Genomic DNA, 17,834 nt, shown 5'->3' with positions numbered 1-17,834 from the left:
GGTCGTTAGCTCAGTTGGTAGAGCAGTTGACTTTTAATCAATTGGTCGCAGGTTCGAATCCCGCACGACCCACCATTATATCTAGTACCTTAGTAAATCCCCCCCAAACACAGAAACAATATACGACACGATATCGTGTGGGTGACAAAATTGTATGGAACAATTTTGAACAACACTTGTGTTGGCCCGCAGGGCGAGTATCAAGATGATACGAGTAGATCCTGCGTTCAGGTTCGAGCCGAGCGAAGCGAGACAGCAACGCGCAGCGTTGACCCGAAGGGCGAGGCCAGCGGCCGAGTCATCCCGCACGACCCACCATTATGATGTTATCCTTCTCCCTGTTATACTTTTCCCCAGCAATCTCATTTATACTTCTTATTCCAGAATTCCAAACAGACCCCTATAATCCTCTGATATCCTTTCAGTCACTCAAATTTTCACCTCATTTTTAACTCTATTAAACATTTTTGCCATTATCAGACGAATTTGAGCGACTTTTCGCTAAATATTAAGTATTTTGTTTAGGATAAAAAACAAATTAATCTTACTGGTGGCCTGAGTGGTATAGTGGCTCCGGAATAACTGGCAATAGAGATGTGAGCGATGAGCGAAACTTTTGATGTGAATGCGGCTATTTATCCTTTCCCTGCGCGGCCTGTCCCATTGGATGTGGATCAAAAAGCCTTTTACCGTGAGAAAATCAAGACACTGCTGAAGCAACGCGATGCCGTGTTAGTCGCTCACTATTATACTGATCCTGAAATTCAGGCACTGGCTGAAGAGACCGGCGGCTGTGTCGCAGACTCCCTTGAAATGGCGCGCTTTGGCAATAGTCATTCGGCATCGACTTTATTGGTCGCCGGTGTGCGCTTTATGGGGGAAACGGCCAAAATACTCAATCCTGAAAAACAAGTATTGATGCCAACTCTCCATGCTGAATGTTCACTGGATTTAGGTTGTCCAGCTGATGAATTTGCGGCGTTTTGCGATAGTCACCCTGACCGCACCGTGGTGGTGTATGCCAATACCTCGGCGGCAGTAAAAGCCCGAGCGGATTGGGTGGTCACTTCCAGTATTGCGGTTGAGTTAATCGAGCATCTCGATAGCTTGGGCGAGAAAATAATTTGGGCACCAGACAAGCATCTGGGCAGCTACGTGCAGAAAAAGAGTGGTGCAGATGTATTGTGCTGGCAAGGGGCCTGTATCGTCCATGACGAGTTTAAAACCCAGGCGTTGGCCCGAATGAAAGCCTTACACCCGGACGCTGCTGTATTGGTTCACCCAGAGTCACCGCAAGCGGTAGTCGATATGGCTGATGCTGTCGGCTCAACCAGCCAGTTGATTACGGCGGCAAAAACATTGCCACAGAAGAAACTGATCGTGGCAACGGATCGTGGCATTTTTTACAAAATGCAGCAGGCTTGCCCCGATAAAGAATTATTTGAAGCGCCGACGGCGGGCGAAGGTGCGACATGCAGAAGCTGCGCTCACTGCCCGTGGATGGCGATGAATGGCCTCAGAGCGATTGCTGAGGGGCTGGAGCAGGGTGGAGCAATGCATGAGATACATGTTGATGAAGAATTGCGTCAGCAGGCGCTGATACCGCTAAACCGCATGTTGGATTTTGCCAATCAGTTGAAACTGCAAGTCAAAGGCAATGCCTAAACACTTATACTCGTCATACTTCAAGCTGCATGTGCGTTGGCCGCGCTCAATCACCCGAATCACTTACTACAGTAAGCTCGTCGGGATTCATTCGCTTGCCGCCTTCCTGCAACTCGAATTATTTAGAGTATATTCACTACTGTATTAACCGCGAAAAGGATTGCTAGATGGATTTCTTCAGTACCAGCAACATATTAGTCCATATTCCGCTGGGGGCGGGCGGGTATGACCTTTCATGGATAGAGGCGATTGGGACACTGTTCGGGTTACTGTGTATCTGGTTTGCCAGCAAAGAGAAAATCATCAACTACTTGTTTGGGTTGATAAACGTGACTTTGTTCGCGGTGATTTTCTTCCAGATTCAACTTTACGCCAGCTTGTTGTTACAGCTGTTCTTCTTTGTTGCCAATATTTATGGTTGGTATGCCTGGAGCAAGCAAACTCCTGATAACCAAGCTGAATTGAAAATCCGCTGGCTATCTTTGCCGAAAGCATTGGCTTGGGGGGCCGCCTGCGTGGCGGGCATCACCTTGATGACATTACATATTGATACCGTATTTGCCTGGCTGACCCGCGCGGCAGTGACAGTGATGCAAAGTTTGGGTGCTAATGTCCAAATGCCTGAATTGCAACCAGATGCTTTCCCATTCTGGGACTCCACCATGATGGTCTTATCTATTGTGGCGATGATTCTGATGACTCGGAAATATGTTGAAAACTGGCTGATTTGGGTGGTTATTGATGTCATTAGTGTGGCCATTTTCGCCTATCAGGGCGTCTACGCCATGGCGCTGGAATATGTGTTACTGACCCTGATCGCCCTGAATGGTTCTTGGTTGTGGATTAAGAGTGCGGCGCGGAATCATTCACGCCCACTGTCTACTCAGAGTGATTAATATTTAATCCCAATAGCTGTTGATGGAAATGTCAGTCAGGCGAAGTGCTACAGAGCATGCGCCTGACTGAGGGTCATCAATGATGGTGATGATGGTGCTCTCCTGCGCTGGTGGCTTGATGAATGCCACAATCTGGTGCTTTGCAGTGTTGGTATTCCATCTGAATGGTGGCATGACCAATATTATAATGATGCAGCAGATGGTGCTGAATGCGTTGCAGTAATTCATCATTATCTTGCGGTGGGATGACTTGCACATGCAGCGTCATCAGTTTTTGGTCACCGACTTGCCATAAATGTACGTGATGGACATCCCGCACTTCATATATGCTGGTGCAGAGATTTTTGCGTAGTTTATTGATATCAATTTCTTGCGGTGCCCCCTCCAATAGCTCGTGAAAGCTTTCTTTCAACAGCCGCCAGGCGCTGCGTAACACCAATACCGAGACCAATACTGACAAAATCGGGTCTATTGGTGTCCAGCCGGTGGTCAGGATCACCACTGCCGCCACGATAGCCCCAACTGAACCTAATAAATCCCCCATGACATGCAAAGCGGCAGCTCGCACATTAATATTCTTTATTTCCTCACCGCGATGAAGTATCCAGAAGCAGAAAATATTCGCGCATAACCCCGCGATAGCGATGATTAACATTGGCCCTCCCATCACTTCATGAGGGGTAAAAAAGCGCTGAACCGCCTCCCAAAAAATCAGCACCACAATCAACAATAATGCAGCGGCATTAACAAAAGCCGCCAGCGTAGTGAGGCGCAAATAACCAAAGGTATGGCGAGAGTCCGGCTTCCTCTGCGAAAAATGGACTGCCATTAAGGCGATAAACAATGCAGCAGAATCCGTCAGCATATGCCCGGCATCAGCTAAGAGCGCCAGTGAGCCTGATAGCCAGCCACCAATGGCCTCGGCCACCATAAACACAGTGGTGACCACGAAAGCGATTAGCAGACGTTTGCTGTTGCTGTCTTGCGGGAAAAACGATGATGCAGACATATTTATCCTTTAACCATAAAAGGTGAAGACAGAATGAGAAAGTTAACTCTAATAAGATTTCATTCAATGATTGATATGTATTATAGATAATACATATCAATCATTGTTTATCTGTACTGAACCTCTAATACAATAAAGTCGATTTACAGCGTCCCATTCACCCGTTAGATTGGTTCAGTTATATCCGTCATACTTCAAGCTACATGTGCGTTGGCTGCGTTCAATCACCCGAATCACTTACAACACCGTAAGCTCATCGGGATTCATTCACTTGCCGCCTACCTGCAACTCGAATTATATAGGGTATAGATTGCTTAAATAATGGTTGTGCGATGACCGTCAGAGACTTAATGGAAGAGCTATGAACTACCTGAATGATGACCTACGGATTAATGAAATTAAGGAACTCCTCCCACCTGTTGCCCTGTTAGAGAAGTTTCCGGCCAGTAACAATGCAGCAGAAACGGTATCCAAAACCCGTACTGCGATTCACAACATCTTGCGCGCTCAGGATGATCGCTTGCTGGTAGTGATTGGCCCATGCTCAATTCACGATACCCAAGCGGCCAAAGAATATGCGGCCCGTTTGCTGACATTGCGTGAAGAGCTACAAGGTGAGCTTGAAGTGGTGATGCGCGTCTATTTTGAAAAACCGCGTACTACGGTGGGTTGGAAAGGTCTGATTAACGATCCGCATATGGATGGTAGCTACGACATCAATGATGGTCTGCGTATTGCGCGTAAGTTGCTATTAGATATTAACGAGAGTGGTTTACCGGCTGCGGGGGAGTTTTTGGATATGATAACCCCGCAATACCTGGCTGACCTGATGAGCTGGGGGGCTATTGGCGCCCGTACCACTGAATCACAGGTTCACCGCGAACTGGCCTCTGGGCTGTCTTGCCCGGTTGGTTTTAAAAATGGCACCGACGGCACTATTAAAGTGGCTATTGATGCTATCAATGCTGCCAGCGCGCCACACTGTTTCCTGTCAGTGACTAAATGGGGTCATTCGGCGATTGTAAACACGGCCGGTAATGATGATTGCCATATCATTTTGCGTGGCGGTAAAGAGCCGAATTACAGCAGTGCGCATGTGGCAGCAGTAAAAGAAGGCTTAAGCAAAGCTGGCCTCGAACCACAAATTATGATTGATTTCAGCCATGCTAACAGCAGCAAGCAATTCAAAAAGCAAATGGAAGTGGGAACCGACGTTTGCCGCCAGATTGCGCAGGGCGAAAAATCTATTATGGGCGTGATGATTGAAAGCCATCTGATAGAAGGTAACCAGAATCTGGAAAGTGGCGAACCACTGACTTACGGCAAAAGTGTCACTGATGCGTGTATTGGTTGGGAAGACACTGAAGTGTTGCTACGCCAGTTGGCTGGCGCGGTGAAGGCTCGTCGCCAGTAGGCTACCGGACTTGCCATTTTGAATTTGGGCAGTGCTCACAATCCTCACGTACTTGTGTACGCTCCGGTTGTTGCGCGCTGTCCGCGTCCAAACTGCCTGCGCTGATAACGCCTACTGGTAAAATACGGTTATCGTACTTGCCATTTTGAATTTGGGCAGTGTTTCTCCCAATATCTGGCCAATAAAAACCCCCGGCATCCATGATGCACGGGGGTTTTTTTAATGGCACGAATCAGGAATGATTACTTCGCTTTACCCTGATTGGCTACCGCAGCAGCTTTAGCCGCGATCTCATCAGCATTGCCCAGATAGTAGTGTTTGATTGGTTTGAAGTTTTCATCAAACTCATACACCAAAGGCACGCCAGTCGGGATATTCAGCTCAAGAATTTCGTCTTCATTCAGGTTATCCAGATATTTAACCAGCGCGCGCAGTGAGTTACCGTGGGCGGCGATGATAACGCGCTCACCACTGGCGATGCGTGGTTTGATCACTTCTTCCCAGTAAGGGATAACGCGATCAATAGTCAGAGCCAGGCTTTCAGTGGTTGGCAGCTCTGCATCGGTTAATTTTGCATAACGCGGGTCATGGCCAGGGAAGCGCTCATCACTTTTATCCAGTGCTGGAGGGGTGATAGCAAAACCGCGACGCCACAGTTTGACTTGGTCATCACCGTATTTAGCGGCGGTTTCTGATTTATCCAGACCTTGCAATGCGCCGTAATGACGTTCATTCAGCTTCCAAGTTTTTTCCGTTGGTAGCCAAGCCTGATCCAGTTCGTCCAGGATGCTCCATAAGGTATGGATAGCGCGCTTTAATACTGAGGTGTAGGCGAAATCAAAAGTAAAACCTTCATCTTTCAACAGCTTGCCAGCTGCTTTTGCTTCAGTACGGCCTTTCTCGGACAGATCAACGTCATACCAACCGGTGAAGCGGTTTTCGTTGTTCCATTGACTTTCGCCGTGACGTACCAGAACCAGCTTTGTTACTGCCATAGTTCAAACTCCTCAATCTAACTTATTCAATGATAACTATTATCATTATATTGCGGGATTGCCACAGACAGCAATCGTTTGTGTTTAACCATAGCCAATTTTTTAAGGGAACGTAAGACAGGGAGTCGAATCGATTTTGCTATAGCTATAATTAATTAATCTATGGGGTGGTAAATACCCCATAGAATTACGTGGGATTAAGCGGCTTTTTTCAGGCAAGTGCTCATGAAGGTTTTGCGTGCATCGCCTTTTAGCGCTTTGGTGGCGGCTTCAGCATGACAACTTTTCATTTTCTGCTGTTGTGGCGTGAGCGCTTTTTCATCCGGATGAACCTGTGCTTTCAAGCATTGGCTCATAAATTTCTTGCGGTCATCGCCTTTCAGCGATTGAGTGGCAGCTTGCTGATTACAGTCGGTCATTTTTTTCTGTTGCGCAGCCTGAGCGGGCGAGGGTGTTTTCACTGCTGTATCCGCCGCCATCACATTCGCACTGAGTAGTAATCCGGCTGAGAGTAACCATAAAGTCGTTAAGCGCATAGGAATTCCTTAAGATGATGTTTGAAGGTCTGAAAGGGCGGGCAGCAGGTTAAACACCGCCTGACAGATGCAGTTAAGGGTAGTTGGCGGCGCAGAATATGGGTAGTCATTCGGTTGTATCTTATGCCATTAGCCTTGCCGCTGGAGCGGCAAAGCTTTTATAGCGCAATAAAGTGATAAACAGTGGTCGAGTGGTAGACTTTCCCCGGCTTTAGCCAGCAGTCAGGTTGTGGCCATTCTGGGTGATTAGGGCTATCAGGCAGGAATTCACTTTCCAGTGCCACACCGGTGTAGTTCGCATAAGTTCCGCCATTGCGCGCGGGGGCTCCGCTCAGGGAATTACCACTATACAGCTGCAATGCCGGTGCTGTGGTGTAGACACTCATTTGAACCTGATTATCGGATGACCACAAATGGGCTGCCGGGCTTTCAGTCGCACCACAAGTCCGGTGCAGCAGATAAGCATGGTCATAGCCTTTAACCCGCTGCTGGCAACGGTCTTTTAGGAAGTCGCGCGCCAGCGTTTTAGCCTGGCGGAAATCCATGCCAGTTCTTTCAACACTCTCTAGCCCGCCGATGGGGAGTCCATCACTGCCTGAGGGTAAGTAGCGGTCGGCAAATAACTGTAATCGATGCCCACGCACGTCTTTTCCTTCGCCATCCAGGTTGAAGTAAGCATGATTGGTCAGGTTGACCGGGCAGGTTTTATCGACCTGCGCCTGATAGTGAATTTCCAGGCGATTATCTTCAGTCAGTAAATATTGGGCTTCGACAGTCAGATTACCGGGGAACCCCTGATCGCCATCAGGAGAAAATAGTTGATAAGTCACCTGTTTTTCATCCTGCTTAACCTTTTTCCAGCGCCGGGTATGGAAACCTTCCGGGCCACCATGTAACTGATTCTCACCTTGGTTCGCTATCAAATGAAAGGTTTCGCCCTCCACGGTGATTTGCGCTTTTGCAATGCGGTTGGCGTAGCGGCCAACGGTTGCGCCAAGATAAGCGCGCTGACGCAAATAGTCGGCCGGGGTTTGGCAACCCAGCAGCAATTCGCGTTTTTCGCCCCCTTTTAGCGGCAATATGGCCGATAGCCAGGTAGCGCCCCAATCCATCAGCGTCACGCTCATGCCGGCTTTATTATGTAATTCGGTCAATTCAAAAGGGTGACCATCCGGTGCTAACTGGTCAACACTGCTTGGTGATGCAGCGTCGTTTTTCAGCATAAACCCGCTCCTTGTGAAGCTTGGCAAACGTAAAAGGTTTCAGTCCTGCCGCCGCTGTATGCTGGATATTGCTGCGCGACAGCGGCACGAACTTGCTCGACCAGCGAATTTGGCATCAGCGCGACAATACAGCCGCCAAAACCACCGCCAGTCATACGGACACCACCTTGCTCCCCAATAACGGATTTCACAATATCCACCAGGCTATCTATCGGCGGAACTGTGATCTCGAAATCATCACGCATTGAAATATGAGACTCGTGCATCAATTGTCCCATCAATTTCAAATCACCAGCAGCCAATGCATCTGCCGCAGCCAGAGTGCGCTCATTTTCGGTAATGACATGGCGAGCACGTTTAGCTACCACCGGGTCTAACTCATTCTCAATAGAGAAGAACAGCTTAGTGTCAACATCGCGCAGGGCTTTAACCCCAAAGAAGCGCGCTGCGGTTTCACATTGCTCGCGGCGGGTGTTGTATTCGCTATCAACCAAGCCGCGCTTCACATTGGAATTGATAATCACCACCGCCACGTTTTTGGGCATTGGCACTGCGCGAGTTTCAAGAGTGCGGCAGTCAATCAACAGCGCATGATCTTGTTTACCGAGAGCTGAAATCAGCTGATCCATGATGCCGCAGTTACAGCCGACAAACTGATTTTCAGCTTCTTGCCCATTGAGCGCCAGTTCCACCCCACTCAGGGGCAGCTGATAGAGTGATTGCAGCGCCTGTCCGACCGCCACTTCTAAAGAAGCCGATGAACTCAGGCCAGCACCTTGTGGAACATTGCCGCTGATGACCAAGTTTGCCCCAGCAAAATCGGCATGACGCAGCTGCAAGTGTTTTACCACCCCGCGCACATAATCTGCCCAACGGTATTGCGCATGTGGGACAATTGGCTCATCGAGCGAGAATATGTCTTGCTGATTTTCATAATCAGCCGCAATAACACGAATCTGGCGGTCATCACGTTTACTAATGCTTATCACGGTTTCATAATCAATGGCGCAGGGCAGCACAAAACCATCATTATAATCGGTATGTTCGCCAATCAGGTTGACGCGCCCCGGCGCTTTAATGGTGATGTCAGGTTCGCGGCTAAACTGTTGGCGGAAAATGGCCTGGGTATGCTGTTTTAAACTCATTATTTGGCTCCGGCTTCTCGATAATGAACATCACTGACTGCCCGCAGCTGTTCAGCCGCCTGCTCTGCTGTAAGATCGCGCTGGGTTTCAGCCAGCATTTCATAACCCACCATAAATTTCCGTACTGACGCAGAGCGCAGTAATGGCGGATAAAAATGTGCATGTAATTGCCAATGTTGGTTGTTATCGGCGTTATAGGGTGCGCCGTGCCATCCCATTGAATAAGGGAAAGAGCATGAGAACAGATTGTCGTAGCGGCTGGTCAGCTTTTTCAGGGCAATAGCCAAATCGCGGCGCTGTTCATCAGATAAATCCTCTAAACGCAGGACATGGGCTTTGGGTAGCAGCAGGGTTTCAAACGGCCATGCCGCCCAGTAGGGCACCACGGCTAACCAATGCTCGGTTTCAACCACCGTCCGGCTGCCGTCACGGCGCTCACGTTCGGCATAATCGAGCAGCATAGGTGACTGATGCTGTTGAACATATTGCTGTTGTAGCCGGTCTTCGCGCGCGGCTTCATTTGGCAGGAAGCTATTGGCCCAAATTTGCCCATGTGGATGGGGATTCGAGCAGCCCATGGCCGCACCTTTATTTTCAAATACTTGTACCCAAGGGTAAATTTTCCCCAACTCGGCACTTTGCTGTTGCCAGGTTTGGATGACATCTTCCAGTGCGGGTAATGTCAGTTGCGGCAATGTCTTACTGTGATCCGGTGAGAAGCAAATAACCCTGCTGGTGCCGCGCGCGCACTGACTGCGCATCAGTGGATCATCACTTGGCGGCGCGTCGGGGGTGTCGGGCATGAGCGCGGCAAAGTCATTGGTAAATACATAGGTTGACGGATAGTCAGGGTTGACGTCGCCAGTCACCCGGGTATTGCCGGGGCATAGGAAACAATCAGCATCGTGCGCGGGTAAACGCTCAGTCGCGGGCGCTTCCTGCTGACCTTGCCATGGGCGCTTGGCCCGATGCGGCGAGACCAAAACCCACTGATCGCTGAGCGGATTATATCTGCGGTGTGGATGATCCACAGGGTTAAAATCAGTCATAACAATACCTTAATCGGGATAGCCCTGAGGATTATATGATTGCCAGCGCCAGGTATCAGCGGCCATTTCATCCAGTGAGCGGCTGACTCTCCAACCCAACTGTTCTGCGGCTTTGCTGGCGTCTGCCCAATAAGCCGGGAGATCGCCGGCGCGACGTGGTGCAAAATGGTAAGCCAGGGGCTTACCGCAAGCTTTGCTGAAAGCCTCGACCACTTGTAAAACACTGTGGCCGACACCTGCACCCAAATTGAAGATGTGCACGCCGGGTTGGTTGTGCAGTGTTTTCATCGCCGCGACATGACCATCAGCTAAGTCGACTACATGAATATAATCACGCACCCCAGTGCCATCAGGGGTCGGGTAGTCATCGCCGAATATCGCCAGTGATTCACGGCGGCCGACTGCAACCTGCGCAATAAACGGCATCAAGTTGTTCGGAATACCCTGTGGGTCTTCCCCCATTAGCCCTGACGGATGCGCTCCCACCGGGTTGAAATAGCGCAAGATAGTCATATTCCATTGCGGATCAGCTAATTGAACATCTTGCAGAATTTGCTCAACCATTAATTTGCTGCGGCCATAGGGGCTGGAAGGTAAACCGGTCGGGAAGCTTTCAACATAAGGAATTTGCGGTTGATCGCCATACACCGTGGCGGAAGAACTGAAGATGAAGTTTTTGATCCCAGCGGCGCGCATCGCGTCCAGCAAGACTAAGGTGCCGAAGACATTATTATTGTAATATTCCAATGGCTTACTGACAGATTCGCCCACAGCTTTTAAGCCGGCAAAATGAATGACAGCATGAATAGAATGAGCGGCAAATATTTGGTCGAGTAGGGCGCGGTCACGGATATCACCTTGATAAAGTTCAGGTGTGTAGCCGGTCAATTGATGTATCCGGGCCAATACGCTGGATTTACTGTTGCAAAGGTTGTCGAGAATGACGGGCTTGTAACCCGCTTCAATCAACTGTACACAGGTATGGCTACCAATGTAACCGCTACCACCTGTTACCAGAACGTACATAAAGACTCCTCGAATCATTTTTGTCTCAGAAAGATAGCATGCCATTATGTAAGAAAAGGTGATCTGCGCTCAATAATGGAATCGTTTACATTTAATTTTATTCTAGCTTAATCTCTGTCAGGGTATAAATACAGGGCAATCAGTCAGAATGGGCGAAAACTCAGAAACTTCGGGCGTGATAAACAGGAAGGAAATGGTAGCGTTCTCATCCATAAATTTAGCAGGAATATCCTGTTGGTGATAGCTACGGCCAGATGCCGTGGGAAAAGTGGCACCTGGCCCGCAGTCAGCAAAGATCAGTGGGCGGAATACAGCGGATAGGTAAAGAACAGCAAATGTATTAAATTCAGGCCAAAATGAAAGGCCACGGCCACCCATAAACGGCCACTCCACAGCCATGCCAAACCATAAATCACCCCAGCCAATGCGGCAAAGACCATTAATAGCGGGCCACCGGCGATATGCGCTGCGCCGAATAGCAGGGCAGTGAGCAGCAGCGCTGGGTAATTCCCAACATATTGGCTTAGGCGTTGCTGCAAATAGCCGCGAAAGAGTGCTTCTTCGGCCAAACACACAAAAAACACGTTGGCGATAACAAAGGAGCCAATCCATGCTGGAGTGTGCATTTCAACTTTCAAACCGCCTAAGGCGACCGCCAGCAGTAGCAATGCCGGAATACTCACAATCAAAGTTGCCCAGCCGAGCCGCCCGACAGATAGATGCTTTTTAGCAACAAACAGGGTGGGCAGGCAAGCAAGTAAAATAAAGGGTATCAGCGCCTTATCAAGGTTGTAATACATGCTAAAGGCGGTGCTGAGCGGCCCAACCTTGACTTTATCTAATATTTTGAGGTTATTAAAACCAGGAACCAGATGCAGGAATAAGACGATAGCAGCGAGCACCAAGAGCAACTCTAGCCCGACGGCCAGCCATTTTTGTTGGCGGTATTTTTTCAGCAGCAGGGCAACTATCAGTGTCAGCAGCAAGAACCCCGCCGAGGGGAGTGTCAGAACGCCGTGATAAAGGGCTATAGATAATGATAAAGCCAAAAGAAACAGGGAGAGTACCCGGTTAATTGATAAGAAAAGCAGTGATGCAGCAAGTACGCCCCACATAAATCATCCCTTTAGTTGTTAAATCCTAACTATTTTAAACCAGATAATCGAAACCATTCCTGCCATCAGCATGAATCATATCTGATGGTGGGAATGCTAGCATAAATGACTGCAAATAACCCCCAGAATTGGGGTGAAAAGAGGCTATTATTTTTTAGTAGAATATAATCATATGAATATTTTAACCGCATTTAGCGGGGCAATTTCTCCTGTTGATATTGATAAATATCGCCAGCAGGAACAAAGGTCAGCCGGTGGGTAATGCACTGCGGTGCATCTTCTGCGTGGTGAGAGACAAACAGCAGTTGAGTTTCCCCCTCGCCGATCATCACATCAATAAAACGTCGCACTAACAAGCGGTTGAGTGGGTCCAAACCTTGTAGCGGCTCATCAAGAATCAATAGTGCAGGGTGTTTGACCAGCGCCCTGGCGATCAGTGCTAACCGCTGTTGCCCCCAGGATAAACTGTGGAAGGGCTGATCGGCAGTTGCGGCGGTAAACCCCAGCAAAGCCAGCCATTGATCGGCAAGCTGCTGTTGCCGGTCTGATACTGCCTGATAAATACCAATTGAATCGAAAAATCCGGATAAAATCACGGTACGCAGGTTAGTGCTGACACGGTAGTCCAAATGCAAGCTACTGCTGACATAACCGATATGGCGCTTGATATCCCAGATGGTTTCCCCGCTGCCACGGCGGCGGCCAAACAGTGTCAAATCATTACTGTAACCTTGTGGATGGTCGCCAGTAATCAAGCTGAGTAAAGTTGATTTGCCCGCACCATTCTGGCCGATAATTTGCCAGTGTTCTCCGGGGTTAACCTGCCAGTTCAAATTATGCAAAATGGGGCGGTCATTATACTCAACGACCCCATTGCACAATATAATCAGCGGCTTATCTTGTGGGGGGCGAGTGTGTTGCTGTGGATTTTCCGTCTCGGGCAATAACAAACCATCAATGTTTTCACTGTGTGCCAGTTGAGTAATCAGAGCTTCGGCAAGGATCTGTTGGCGCGGGCCGGTATGGGTCAATTGACAGTCGGCGAGCACGCCAACGTGTTGCACAAAATCGGGAATATCATCAAAGCGGTTAAGCACCAAAACCAGTGTGACCCCGTGATCAGAAAGTGTGGACAACATACCGGCTAACTGCGCGCGGGCGGCCACATCCAGGCCGTCAAACGGCTCATCCAGAATCAGCAGGTCGGGTTGCGGCATTAATGCCCGGCACAGCAGTGTTTTGCGGGTTTCGCCGGTCGAAAGATACTTAAAGCGGCGTGAGAGTAAATGGCTGATACCAAATTGCTCGGCTAACTGTTGGCAACGCGGCGTGTCACTGCATTCTTCCTGAATGATTTCGGCGGTGGTACGCCCGGTATCATCTTCATCGACGCTGAGTAAATCGGTGTTATTGCGCTGCCATTCTTCGCTGACTAATTGTTGGAGTTGCTCGAAGGACAAACGCACAATATGGTTGAAATTGCTCTGGCGGGTGCCGTTAAGCAAGGTCAGTTCCCCTGATAAGGCTTTGGCCAACGACGATTTTCCACTGCCATTAGCCCCGACAAATGCCCAGCTATCGCCAGGCTGTTTCTGATCACCGGAGGAAATAGAAAGCTCGGGCAAGATGAGTGTCTTGGTGTCACTTAGGCGAAAACAACCTTGCGATATTTGCAATTTAGACATTATCTTTCCCATATTCTGCAACGTGATAATAATGTAGGGATAGGCGGAATAGGGTTAAATGTCAACAGGTAAATATATTGCCCATGGTTAATAACTAATCTGAATTATTTAGCAAAGTGTCGCGATAATGACGCGATCAGCATTGAATTGTGCAATAACCTGGCTGCCCACACGTAAATTAAGCTTGTGCAGTTCACTGTTATTCTGTGTCGAACAGAGGCTGGCACCTCCCGCTAAGGTCAAGATAACTTCGCTGTGCTCATTACCTGGCTCGATACTGCTTACCGTCCCTGGCAGAGAGTTATCGGCAGCACCCGCCAGCGCCTGGTCAGTCACCAGTTTTATCCAGGGCGCTTTGATAAGTGCCAATACTTCTTTACCGGTTGTCAGTTGTAGCCGGTCAGCACTTTGCTGGGTTATCGCCGCAGATAGCCGGGTTTTTCCGTCAGATAAAAGAATATTGACGTGTTGCTGGACATGCTGGTGGTCGCGTTCAATCACAGTGCCGAAAAATTGATTACGGGCACTGGTTTGCAGTGAAAAACGAGAAATGGCCGCGAGTAAGCTGTCCAGCGGCATGGAGTCGTCTTTCAGGGTATCAAAGGCTTTTTGTTGAATTATCGCCAGCAAATCATAAAGCTGAATTAAGCGCTCGCCATAGCGGGTCAGAAAAGCACCGCCGCCGCCCTTGCCACCTGTCGCGCGCTCGACCAGTGTTTCCTCTGCCAATGTATTCATTTCATTGATGGCATCCCAGGCGCTTTTATAGCTAATCCCAGCGAGTTTCGCGCCCTGACTGATAGAACCCGTATTTTGTATTTGTTTAAGTAATGAAATACGTCGTGGATCGGCAAACAGTCGCTGCTGAAGTTTTAACGTAAGTAGGATTTCGGCCTGCATGATTATTTGCTCCAGCGGGAAATGGATATTGTGACTCACAATCGATGTATATCCAATGAACATCAAGTGGATAGCGCCGAGGTTCAAACCGCACGTTTGGCAGGTTACATTCTTTTAGTGTGGGTTAAAATAGCTGGATTCATTCATTGCTCATATAAAATACAGCGAATGATATCTATTGGTTATTGTGATAACGTGGTTTATCGCGCTATAAAGTGGTCATGAGAGGTTGATATGTTAGATCTATTGAAAAGTCTGCTCTTTGCTGTGGTCATGGTCCCGGTAGTGATGGCAGTGATTTTGGGCCTGATCTATGGGCTGGGTGAGGTATTTAACATCATCTCCAAAAGCAGTAATAAGAAAGAACGCGCTTAATCTACAGTCATTAAAATTTTTTGACGTGTTTGTATCCATCTTATAAATGCCTGGCGGACGAACGCCGGGCATTTTCGTTTTTATCTTCTGCTGCATTTCTTGCGCTATCTTGCGACAACTCAAGTTACCTCACATCTTGCCGATAAACTGAATGACCTGCCTGGAATGTTACGTTATATTTCAATGTATATAACGATATCACTCATGTGGAGAACAAGATGAAGAATCAATACGGTAAAGTGAATAAATGGGTCGCGAGTGCAGCACTGTTGGCGGCATTTTCCAGTTCGGCTATGGCGGCTGACATGACGGTTTTTGCTGCGGCCTCTTTGACCAATGCGCTGCAAGACATTGCGGCACAGTATAAAAAAGAGAAGCAAGTTGATGTCGTGGCTTCTTATGCTTCCTCTTCGACTCTGGCGCGCCAGATTGAGCAGGGCGCACCGGCGGATTTGTTTATTTCTGCTGACCAGCAATGGATGGATTATGCCATTGATAAACAACAAATGGTGGCTAACACCCGCTATACCCTGCTAGGTAATGAACTGGTGTTGATCGCGCCAAAAGACAGCCAAATTGATAAAGTCGAGATTGATAAAAAAACCGATTGGAAGAAATTGTTAGATGGCGGCCGCCTGGCTGTCGGCGATCCTGATCATGTTCCTGCTGGGATTTATGCCAAAGAGTCACTGGAGAATTTAGGTGCCTGGACAACTTTAGCCCCAGAAATGGCGCGAGCCAATAACGTCCGCAGTGCTATGGCACTGGTCGAGCGGGCCGAAGCGCCACTGGGTATCGTCTATGGCTCAGATGCTATTGCCAGCGATAAAGTGAAAGTTGTGGGGGTATTCCCGGCAGCGAGTCATAAGCCGGTTGAATATCCAATGGCGGTTGTCAAAGGTCATGAAAATCCTACCGTTACAGCTTTTTATGATTACCTTAAAAGCCCGGCAGCGGCAGTTATTTTCGAAAAATATGGGTTTACCACACGCTAATGATTCTGAGCGAGTATGAGTGGCAGGCCATTATTCTGAGCCTGAAGGTGTCTGGTGTTGCGGTGGTGTGCAGTTTGCCATTAGGTATTTTAATGGCATGGATTTTAGTGCGCTGCCGCTTCCCCGGTAAGTCCTTGTTAGACAGCGTGATTCACTTGCCACTGGTGTTACCGCCAGTGGTGATTGGTTATTTGCTGTTGATAAGCATGGGTCGGCGCGGTTTTATTGGCGAATGGCTCTATAGCTGGTTTGGCATCAATTTCAGTTTCAGTTGGCGCGGTGCGGCGTTGGCCTCGGCGGTGGTCGCTTTCCCGTTGATGGTCAGGGCCATCCGGCTGGCGCTGGAAGCGGTCGATACCCGCCTGGAGCTGGCTGCACGTACTCTCGGGGCAAATCCGTGGCGGGTGTTTTTCACCATTACATTGCCGCTATCTTTACCGGGCGTCATTGCTGGCACGGTATTGTCTTTTGCCCGTTCGCTGGGGGAATTTGGTGCCACCATCACTTTCGTTTCCAATATTCCCGGCGAAACCCGCACCATTCCATTGGCCATGTACACCCTAATTGAAACACCCGGCGCTGAAGCTGCGGCGGCGCGGCTGTGTATTATCGCCATTATTCTGTCGCTGGCTTCTCTGTTGTTGTCGGAATGGCTGGCCCGTTGGGGTAAAAAGCGCATGGGGGTACCATGCTAGAACTGGATTTCAGCCAACAACTGGGTGATTTGCATTTACAAGTGACCACTAATTTACCCGCCCAAGGCATTACGGCTATTTTTGGTTTGTCGGGAGCCGGTAAGACGTCGCTGATCAATGTGATTGGTGGTTTGACTTGCCCGCAGCAAGGTAAAGTTGTGCTTAATGGCCGGGTGCTGGTGGATGCAGAACAGAATATTTATCTGCCACCGGAAAAACGTCGGGTAGGTTATGTCTTTCAGGATGCGCGTTTGTTCCCCCATTATCGCGTGATGGGCAACTTGCAATATGGCATGAAGCCGTCAATGCGCGGGCAGTTTGATACCATTGTGGGTTTGCTGGGTATTGAGGCGCTATTAGGCCGCTTCCCACTTACCCTGTCTGGTGGCGAAAAACAGCGGGTGGCCATTGGCCGTGCATTACTGACCGCCCCTGAGCTGTTGCTGATGGATGAGCCCTTGGCCTCACTGGATTTGCCGCGTAAACGCGAGCTGTTGCCGTACCTGGAGCGCTTGGCGCAAGACGTCAATACGCCGATATTGTATGTCAGCCACAGCATGGACGAGATTTTGCGTCTGGCGGATCAAGTGGTGGTGATGGATGCCGGTAAAGTTCGGGCGGTAGGTGGATTGGAGGAAGTGTGGGCCAGTAGCGCACTGCGCCCATGGCTGCAACGGGAAGAGCCGAGCAGCATATTGCGGGTGAATGTCATTGGTCATCATGACCGTTATGCAATGACGGCGTTGGCATTAGGCGACCAGCGGTTGTGGGTCGGCAAATTGGAGGCGCAAGAGGGCGACTCAATGCGCATCCGGATTAATGCGGCCGATGTTTCCTTAGTCTTGCAGCCGCCGCAAAACAGCAGTATTCGCAATATCTTGCCGGTAAAAATAGCCGAATGCCTTGAAGTTGATGGGCAGATTGATGTCAAACTGGCGGTTGGCGACCAATGGTTATGGGCGAGAATTACACCATGGGCGCGGGATGAGCTGGGGCTGAAGCCCGGCCAGTGGGTTTACGCACAGATAAAAAGTGTGTCGTTTAATCGCAAAAATTAGCTATTATCAATAGGTTAAAAAGCCCGTCATTGAGGCACTTTTTTTCAGCTTAA

The 17,834-nt window shown here is 49.1% G+C and carries 17 protein-coding genes and 1 other RNA gene; 8 read left to right on the top strand and 10 right to left on the bottom strand.

Annotated features, from left to right (window positions below):
* Positions 1-194: 194 nt before the first annotated feature.
* From FTA91_RS08040 to pnuC, 3 genes are all read left to right on the top strand, one after another.
* Positions 195-318: non-coding RNA, RtT sRNA (locus FTA91_RS08040), on the top strand.
* A gap of 285 nt (positions 319-603) precedes the next feature.
* On the top strand, positions 604-1,665 hold the full coding sequence (gene nadA, locus FTA91_RS08035) for a quinolinate synthase NadA (protein WP_050112737.1): 1,062 nt from the start codon (positions 604-606) through the stop codon (positions 1,663-1,665).
* Between the two features lie 167 nt (positions 1,666-1,832).
* Positions 1,833-2,561, top strand: a complete 729-nt coding sequence (pnuC, locus tag FTA91_RS08030) for a nicotinamide riboside transporter PnuC (RefSeq protein ID WP_050112739.1) — start codon at positions 1,833-1,835, stop codon at positions 2,559-2,561.
* Positions 2,562-2,637: 76 nt separating this feature from the next.
* Here pnuC and zitB read toward each other — a convergent pair whose 3' ends face one another.
* A complete protein-coding gene (zitB, locus tag FTA91_RS08025) occupies positions 2,638-3,570 on the bottom strand; it encodes a CDF family zinc transporter ZitB (protein WP_050112741.1) in 933 nt (310 codons plus the stop codon).
* Positions 3,571-3,931: 361 nt separating this feature from the next.
* Between zitB and aroG the strand changes: the two genes are divergently transcribed.
* On the top strand, positions 3,932-4,984 hold the full coding sequence (aroG, locus tag FTA91_RS08020) for a 3-deoxy-7-phosphoheptulonate synthase AroG (RefSeq protein ID WP_050112743.1): 1,053 nt from the start codon (positions 3,932-3,934) through the stop codon (positions 4,982-4,984).
* 242 nt (positions 4,985-5,226) lie between these two features.
* Here the strand turns inward: aroG and gpmA are convergent, their stop codons facing one another.
* The 9 genes from gpmA to modE form a co-directional block, all read right to left on the bottom strand.
* Positions 5,227-5,979 (bottom strand): 2,3-diphosphoglycerate-dependent phosphoglycerate mutase, encoded by a 753-nt coding sequence (gene gpmA / locus FTA91_RS08015; protein WP_004391569.1) that lies wholly within the window; start codon positions 5,977-5,979, stop codon positions 5,227-5,229.
* A gap of 197 nt (positions 5,980-6,176) precedes the next feature.
* A complete protein-coding gene (locus FTA91_RS08010) occupies positions 6,177-6,515 on the bottom strand; it encodes a PsiF family protein (protein ID WP_050112746.1) in 339 nt (112 codons plus the stop codon).
* 158 nt (positions 6,516-6,673) lie between these two features.
* A complete protein-coding gene (gene galM, locus FTA91_RS08005) occupies positions 6,674-7,738 on the bottom strand; it encodes a galactose-1-epimerase (protein ID WP_145534653.1) in 1,065 nt (354 codons plus the stop codon).
* Positions 7,732-8,883, bottom strand: coding sequence for a galactokinase (gene galK / locus FTA91_RS08000; protein ID WP_145534655.1), 1,152 nt, complete (start codon positions 8,881-8,883; stop codon positions 7,732-7,734). The genes galM and galK overlap by 7 nt, the downstream gene beginning before the upstream one ends.
* Positions 8,883-9,932: a galactose-1-phosphate uridylyltransferase gene (gene galT / locus FTA91_RS07995; protein ID WP_050112751.1), complete on the bottom strand. Its 1,050-nt coding sequence runs from the start codon at positions 9,930-9,932 to the stop codon at positions 8,883-8,885. Before galT ends, galK begins: the two co-directional genes overlap by 1 nt.
* Positions 9,933-9,941: 9 nt before the next feature.
* Positions 9,942-10,958 (bottom strand): UDP-glucose 4-epimerase GalE, encoded by a 1,017-nt coding sequence (galE, locus tag FTA91_RS07990; RefSeq protein ID WP_050112753.1) that lies wholly within the window; start codon positions 10,956-10,958, stop codon positions 9,942-9,944.
* A 296-nt stretch (positions 10,959-11,254) separates the two neighbouring features.
* Complete coding sequence (locus FTA91_RS07985) at positions 11,255-12,073, bottom strand: CPBP family intramembrane glutamic endopeptidase (protein WP_050112755.1); 819 nt, start codon at positions 12,071-12,073, stop codon at positions 11,255-11,257.
* Positions 12,074-12,264: 191 nt separating this feature from the next.
* On the bottom strand, positions 12,265-13,758 hold the full coding sequence (gene modF, locus FTA91_RS07980) for a molybdate ABC transporter ATP-binding protein ModF (protein WP_050112757.1): 1,494 nt from the start codon (positions 13,756-13,758) through the stop codon (positions 12,265-12,267).
* A 108-nt stretch (positions 13,759-13,866) separates the two neighbouring features.
* Positions 13,867-14,658 carry a molybdenum-dependent transcriptional regulator gene (gene modE / locus FTA91_RS07975; protein ID WP_050112758.1) on the bottom strand — a complete coding sequence of 264 codons (792 nt, stop codon included), beginning with the start codon at positions 14,656-14,658 and terminating at the stop codon, positions 13,867-13,869.
* Between the two features lie 234 nt (positions 14,659-14,892).
* On the opposite strand from modE, the gene FTA91_RS07970 reads away from it, so the two are divergent.
* The 4 genes from FTA91_RS07970 to modC all read left to right on the top strand — a co-directional run bounded on the left by FTA91_RS07970 (position 14,893) and on the right by modC (position 17,781).
* The gene (locus tag FTA91_RS07970) at positions 14,893-15,033 is read left to right on the top strand and encodes an AcrZ family multidrug efflux pump-associated protein (RefSeq protein ID WP_038634585.1); all 141 of its coding nucleotides are present in this window, start codon (positions 14,893-14,895) and stop codon (positions 15,031-15,033) included.
* A gap of 218 nt (positions 15,034-15,251) precedes the next feature.
* Positions 15,252-16,028 carry a molybdate ABC transporter substrate-binding protein gene (gene modA, locus FTA91_RS07965; RefSeq protein WP_050112761.1) on the top strand — a complete coding sequence of 259 codons (777 nt, stop codon included), beginning with the start codon at positions 15,252-15,254 and terminating at the stop codon, positions 16,026-16,028.
* Positions 16,028-16,723 carry a molybdate ABC transporter permease subunit gene (gene modB / locus FTA91_RS07960; protein ID WP_050112764.1) on the top strand — a complete coding sequence of 232 codons (696 nt, stop codon included), beginning with the start codon at positions 16,028-16,030 and terminating at the stop codon, positions 16,721-16,723. Before modA ends, modB begins: the two co-directional genes overlap by 1 nt.
* Entirely contained in the window at positions 16,717-17,781 is a 1,065-nt protein-coding gene (gene modC, locus FTA91_RS07955; RefSeq protein WP_145534658.1) for a molybdenum ABC transporter ATP-binding protein ModC, read from the top strand. The genes modB and modC overlap by 7 nt, the downstream gene beginning before the upstream one ends.
* Positions 17,782-17,834: the final 53 nt, after the last annotated feature.

The sequence above is a fragment of the Yersinia thracica genome (genome assembly GCF_902170565.1).
Taxonomy (GTDB): domain Bacteria; phylum Pseudomonadota; class Gammaproteobacteria; order Enterobacterales; family Enterobacteriaceae; genus Yersinia; species Yersinia thracica.
Note: the sequence above shows the minus strand (reverse complement) of the source record. Positions and strands in the feature narration are given on the sequence as shown.

What these genes read in the sequence shown, in the direction of transcription:
- FTA91_RS07970 (WP_038634585.1), top strand. Translation starts at nt 14,893, where the DNA reads ATGTTAGATCTATTGAAAAGTCTGCTCTTTGCTGTGGTCATGGTCCCG.
- aroG (WP_050112743.1), top strand. Translation starts at nt 3,932, where the DNA reads ATGAACTACCTGAATGATGACCTACGGATTAATGAAATTAAGGAACTC.
- gpmA (WP_004391569.1), bottom strand. Translation starts at nt 5,979, where the DNA reads ATGGCAGTAACAAAGCTGGTTCTGGTACGTCACGGCGAAAGTCAATGG.
- modC (WP_145534658.1), top strand. Translation starts at nt 16,717, where the DNA reads ATGCTAGAACTGGATTTCAGCCAACAACTGGGTGATTTGCATTTACAA.
- galM (WP_145534653.1), bottom strand. Translation starts at nt 7,738, where the DNA reads ATGCTGAAAAACGACGCTGCATCACCAAGCAGTGTTGACCAGTTAGCA.
- galE (WP_050112753.1), bottom strand. Translation starts at nt 10,958, where the DNA reads ATGTACGTTCTGGTAACAGGTGGTAGCGGTTACATTGGTAGCCATACC.
- nadA (WP_050112737.1), top strand. Translation starts at nt 604, where the DNA reads ATGAGCGAAACTTTTGATGTGAATGCGGCTATTTATCCTTTCCCTGCG.
- modF (WP_050112757.1), bottom strand. Translation starts at nt 13,758, where the DNA reads ATGTCTAAATTGCAAATATCGCAAGGTTGTTTTCGCCTAAGTGACACC.
- galT (WP_050112751.1), bottom strand. Translation starts at nt 9,932, where the DNA reads ATGACTGATTTTAACCCTGTGGATCATCCACACCGCAGATATAATCCG.
- pnuC (WP_050112739.1), top strand. Translation starts at nt 1,833, where the DNA reads ATGGATTTCTTCAGTACCAGCAACATATTAGTCCATATTCCGCTGGGG.
- modE (WP_050112758.1), bottom strand. Translation starts at nt 14,658, where the DNA reads ATGCAGGCCGAAATCCTACTTACGTTAAAACTTCAGCAGCGACTGTTT.
- zitB (WP_050112741.1), bottom strand. Translation starts at nt 3,570, where the DNA reads ATGTCTGCATCATCGTTTTTCCCGCAAGACAGCAACAGCAAACGTCTG.
- FTA91_RS08010 (WP_050112746.1), bottom strand. Translation starts at nt 6,515, where the DNA reads ATGCGCTTAACGACTTTATGGTTACTCTCAGCCGGATTACTACTCAGT.
- galK (WP_145534655.1), bottom strand. Translation starts at nt 8,883, where the DNA reads ATGAGTTTAAAACAGCATACCCAGGCCATTTTCCGCCAACAGTTTAGC.
- modA (WP_050112761.1), top strand. Translation starts at nt 15,252, where the DNA reads ATGAAGAATCAATACGGTAAAGTGAATAAATGGGTCGCGAGTGCAGCA.
- modB (WP_050112764.1), top strand. Translation starts at nt 16,028, where the DNA reads ATGATTCTGAGCGAGTATGAGTGGCAGGCCATTATTCTGAGCCTGAAG.
- FTA91_RS07985 (WP_050112755.1), bottom strand. Translation starts at nt 12,073, where the DNA reads ATGTGGGGCGTACTTGCTGCATCACTGCTTTTCTTATCAATTAACCGG.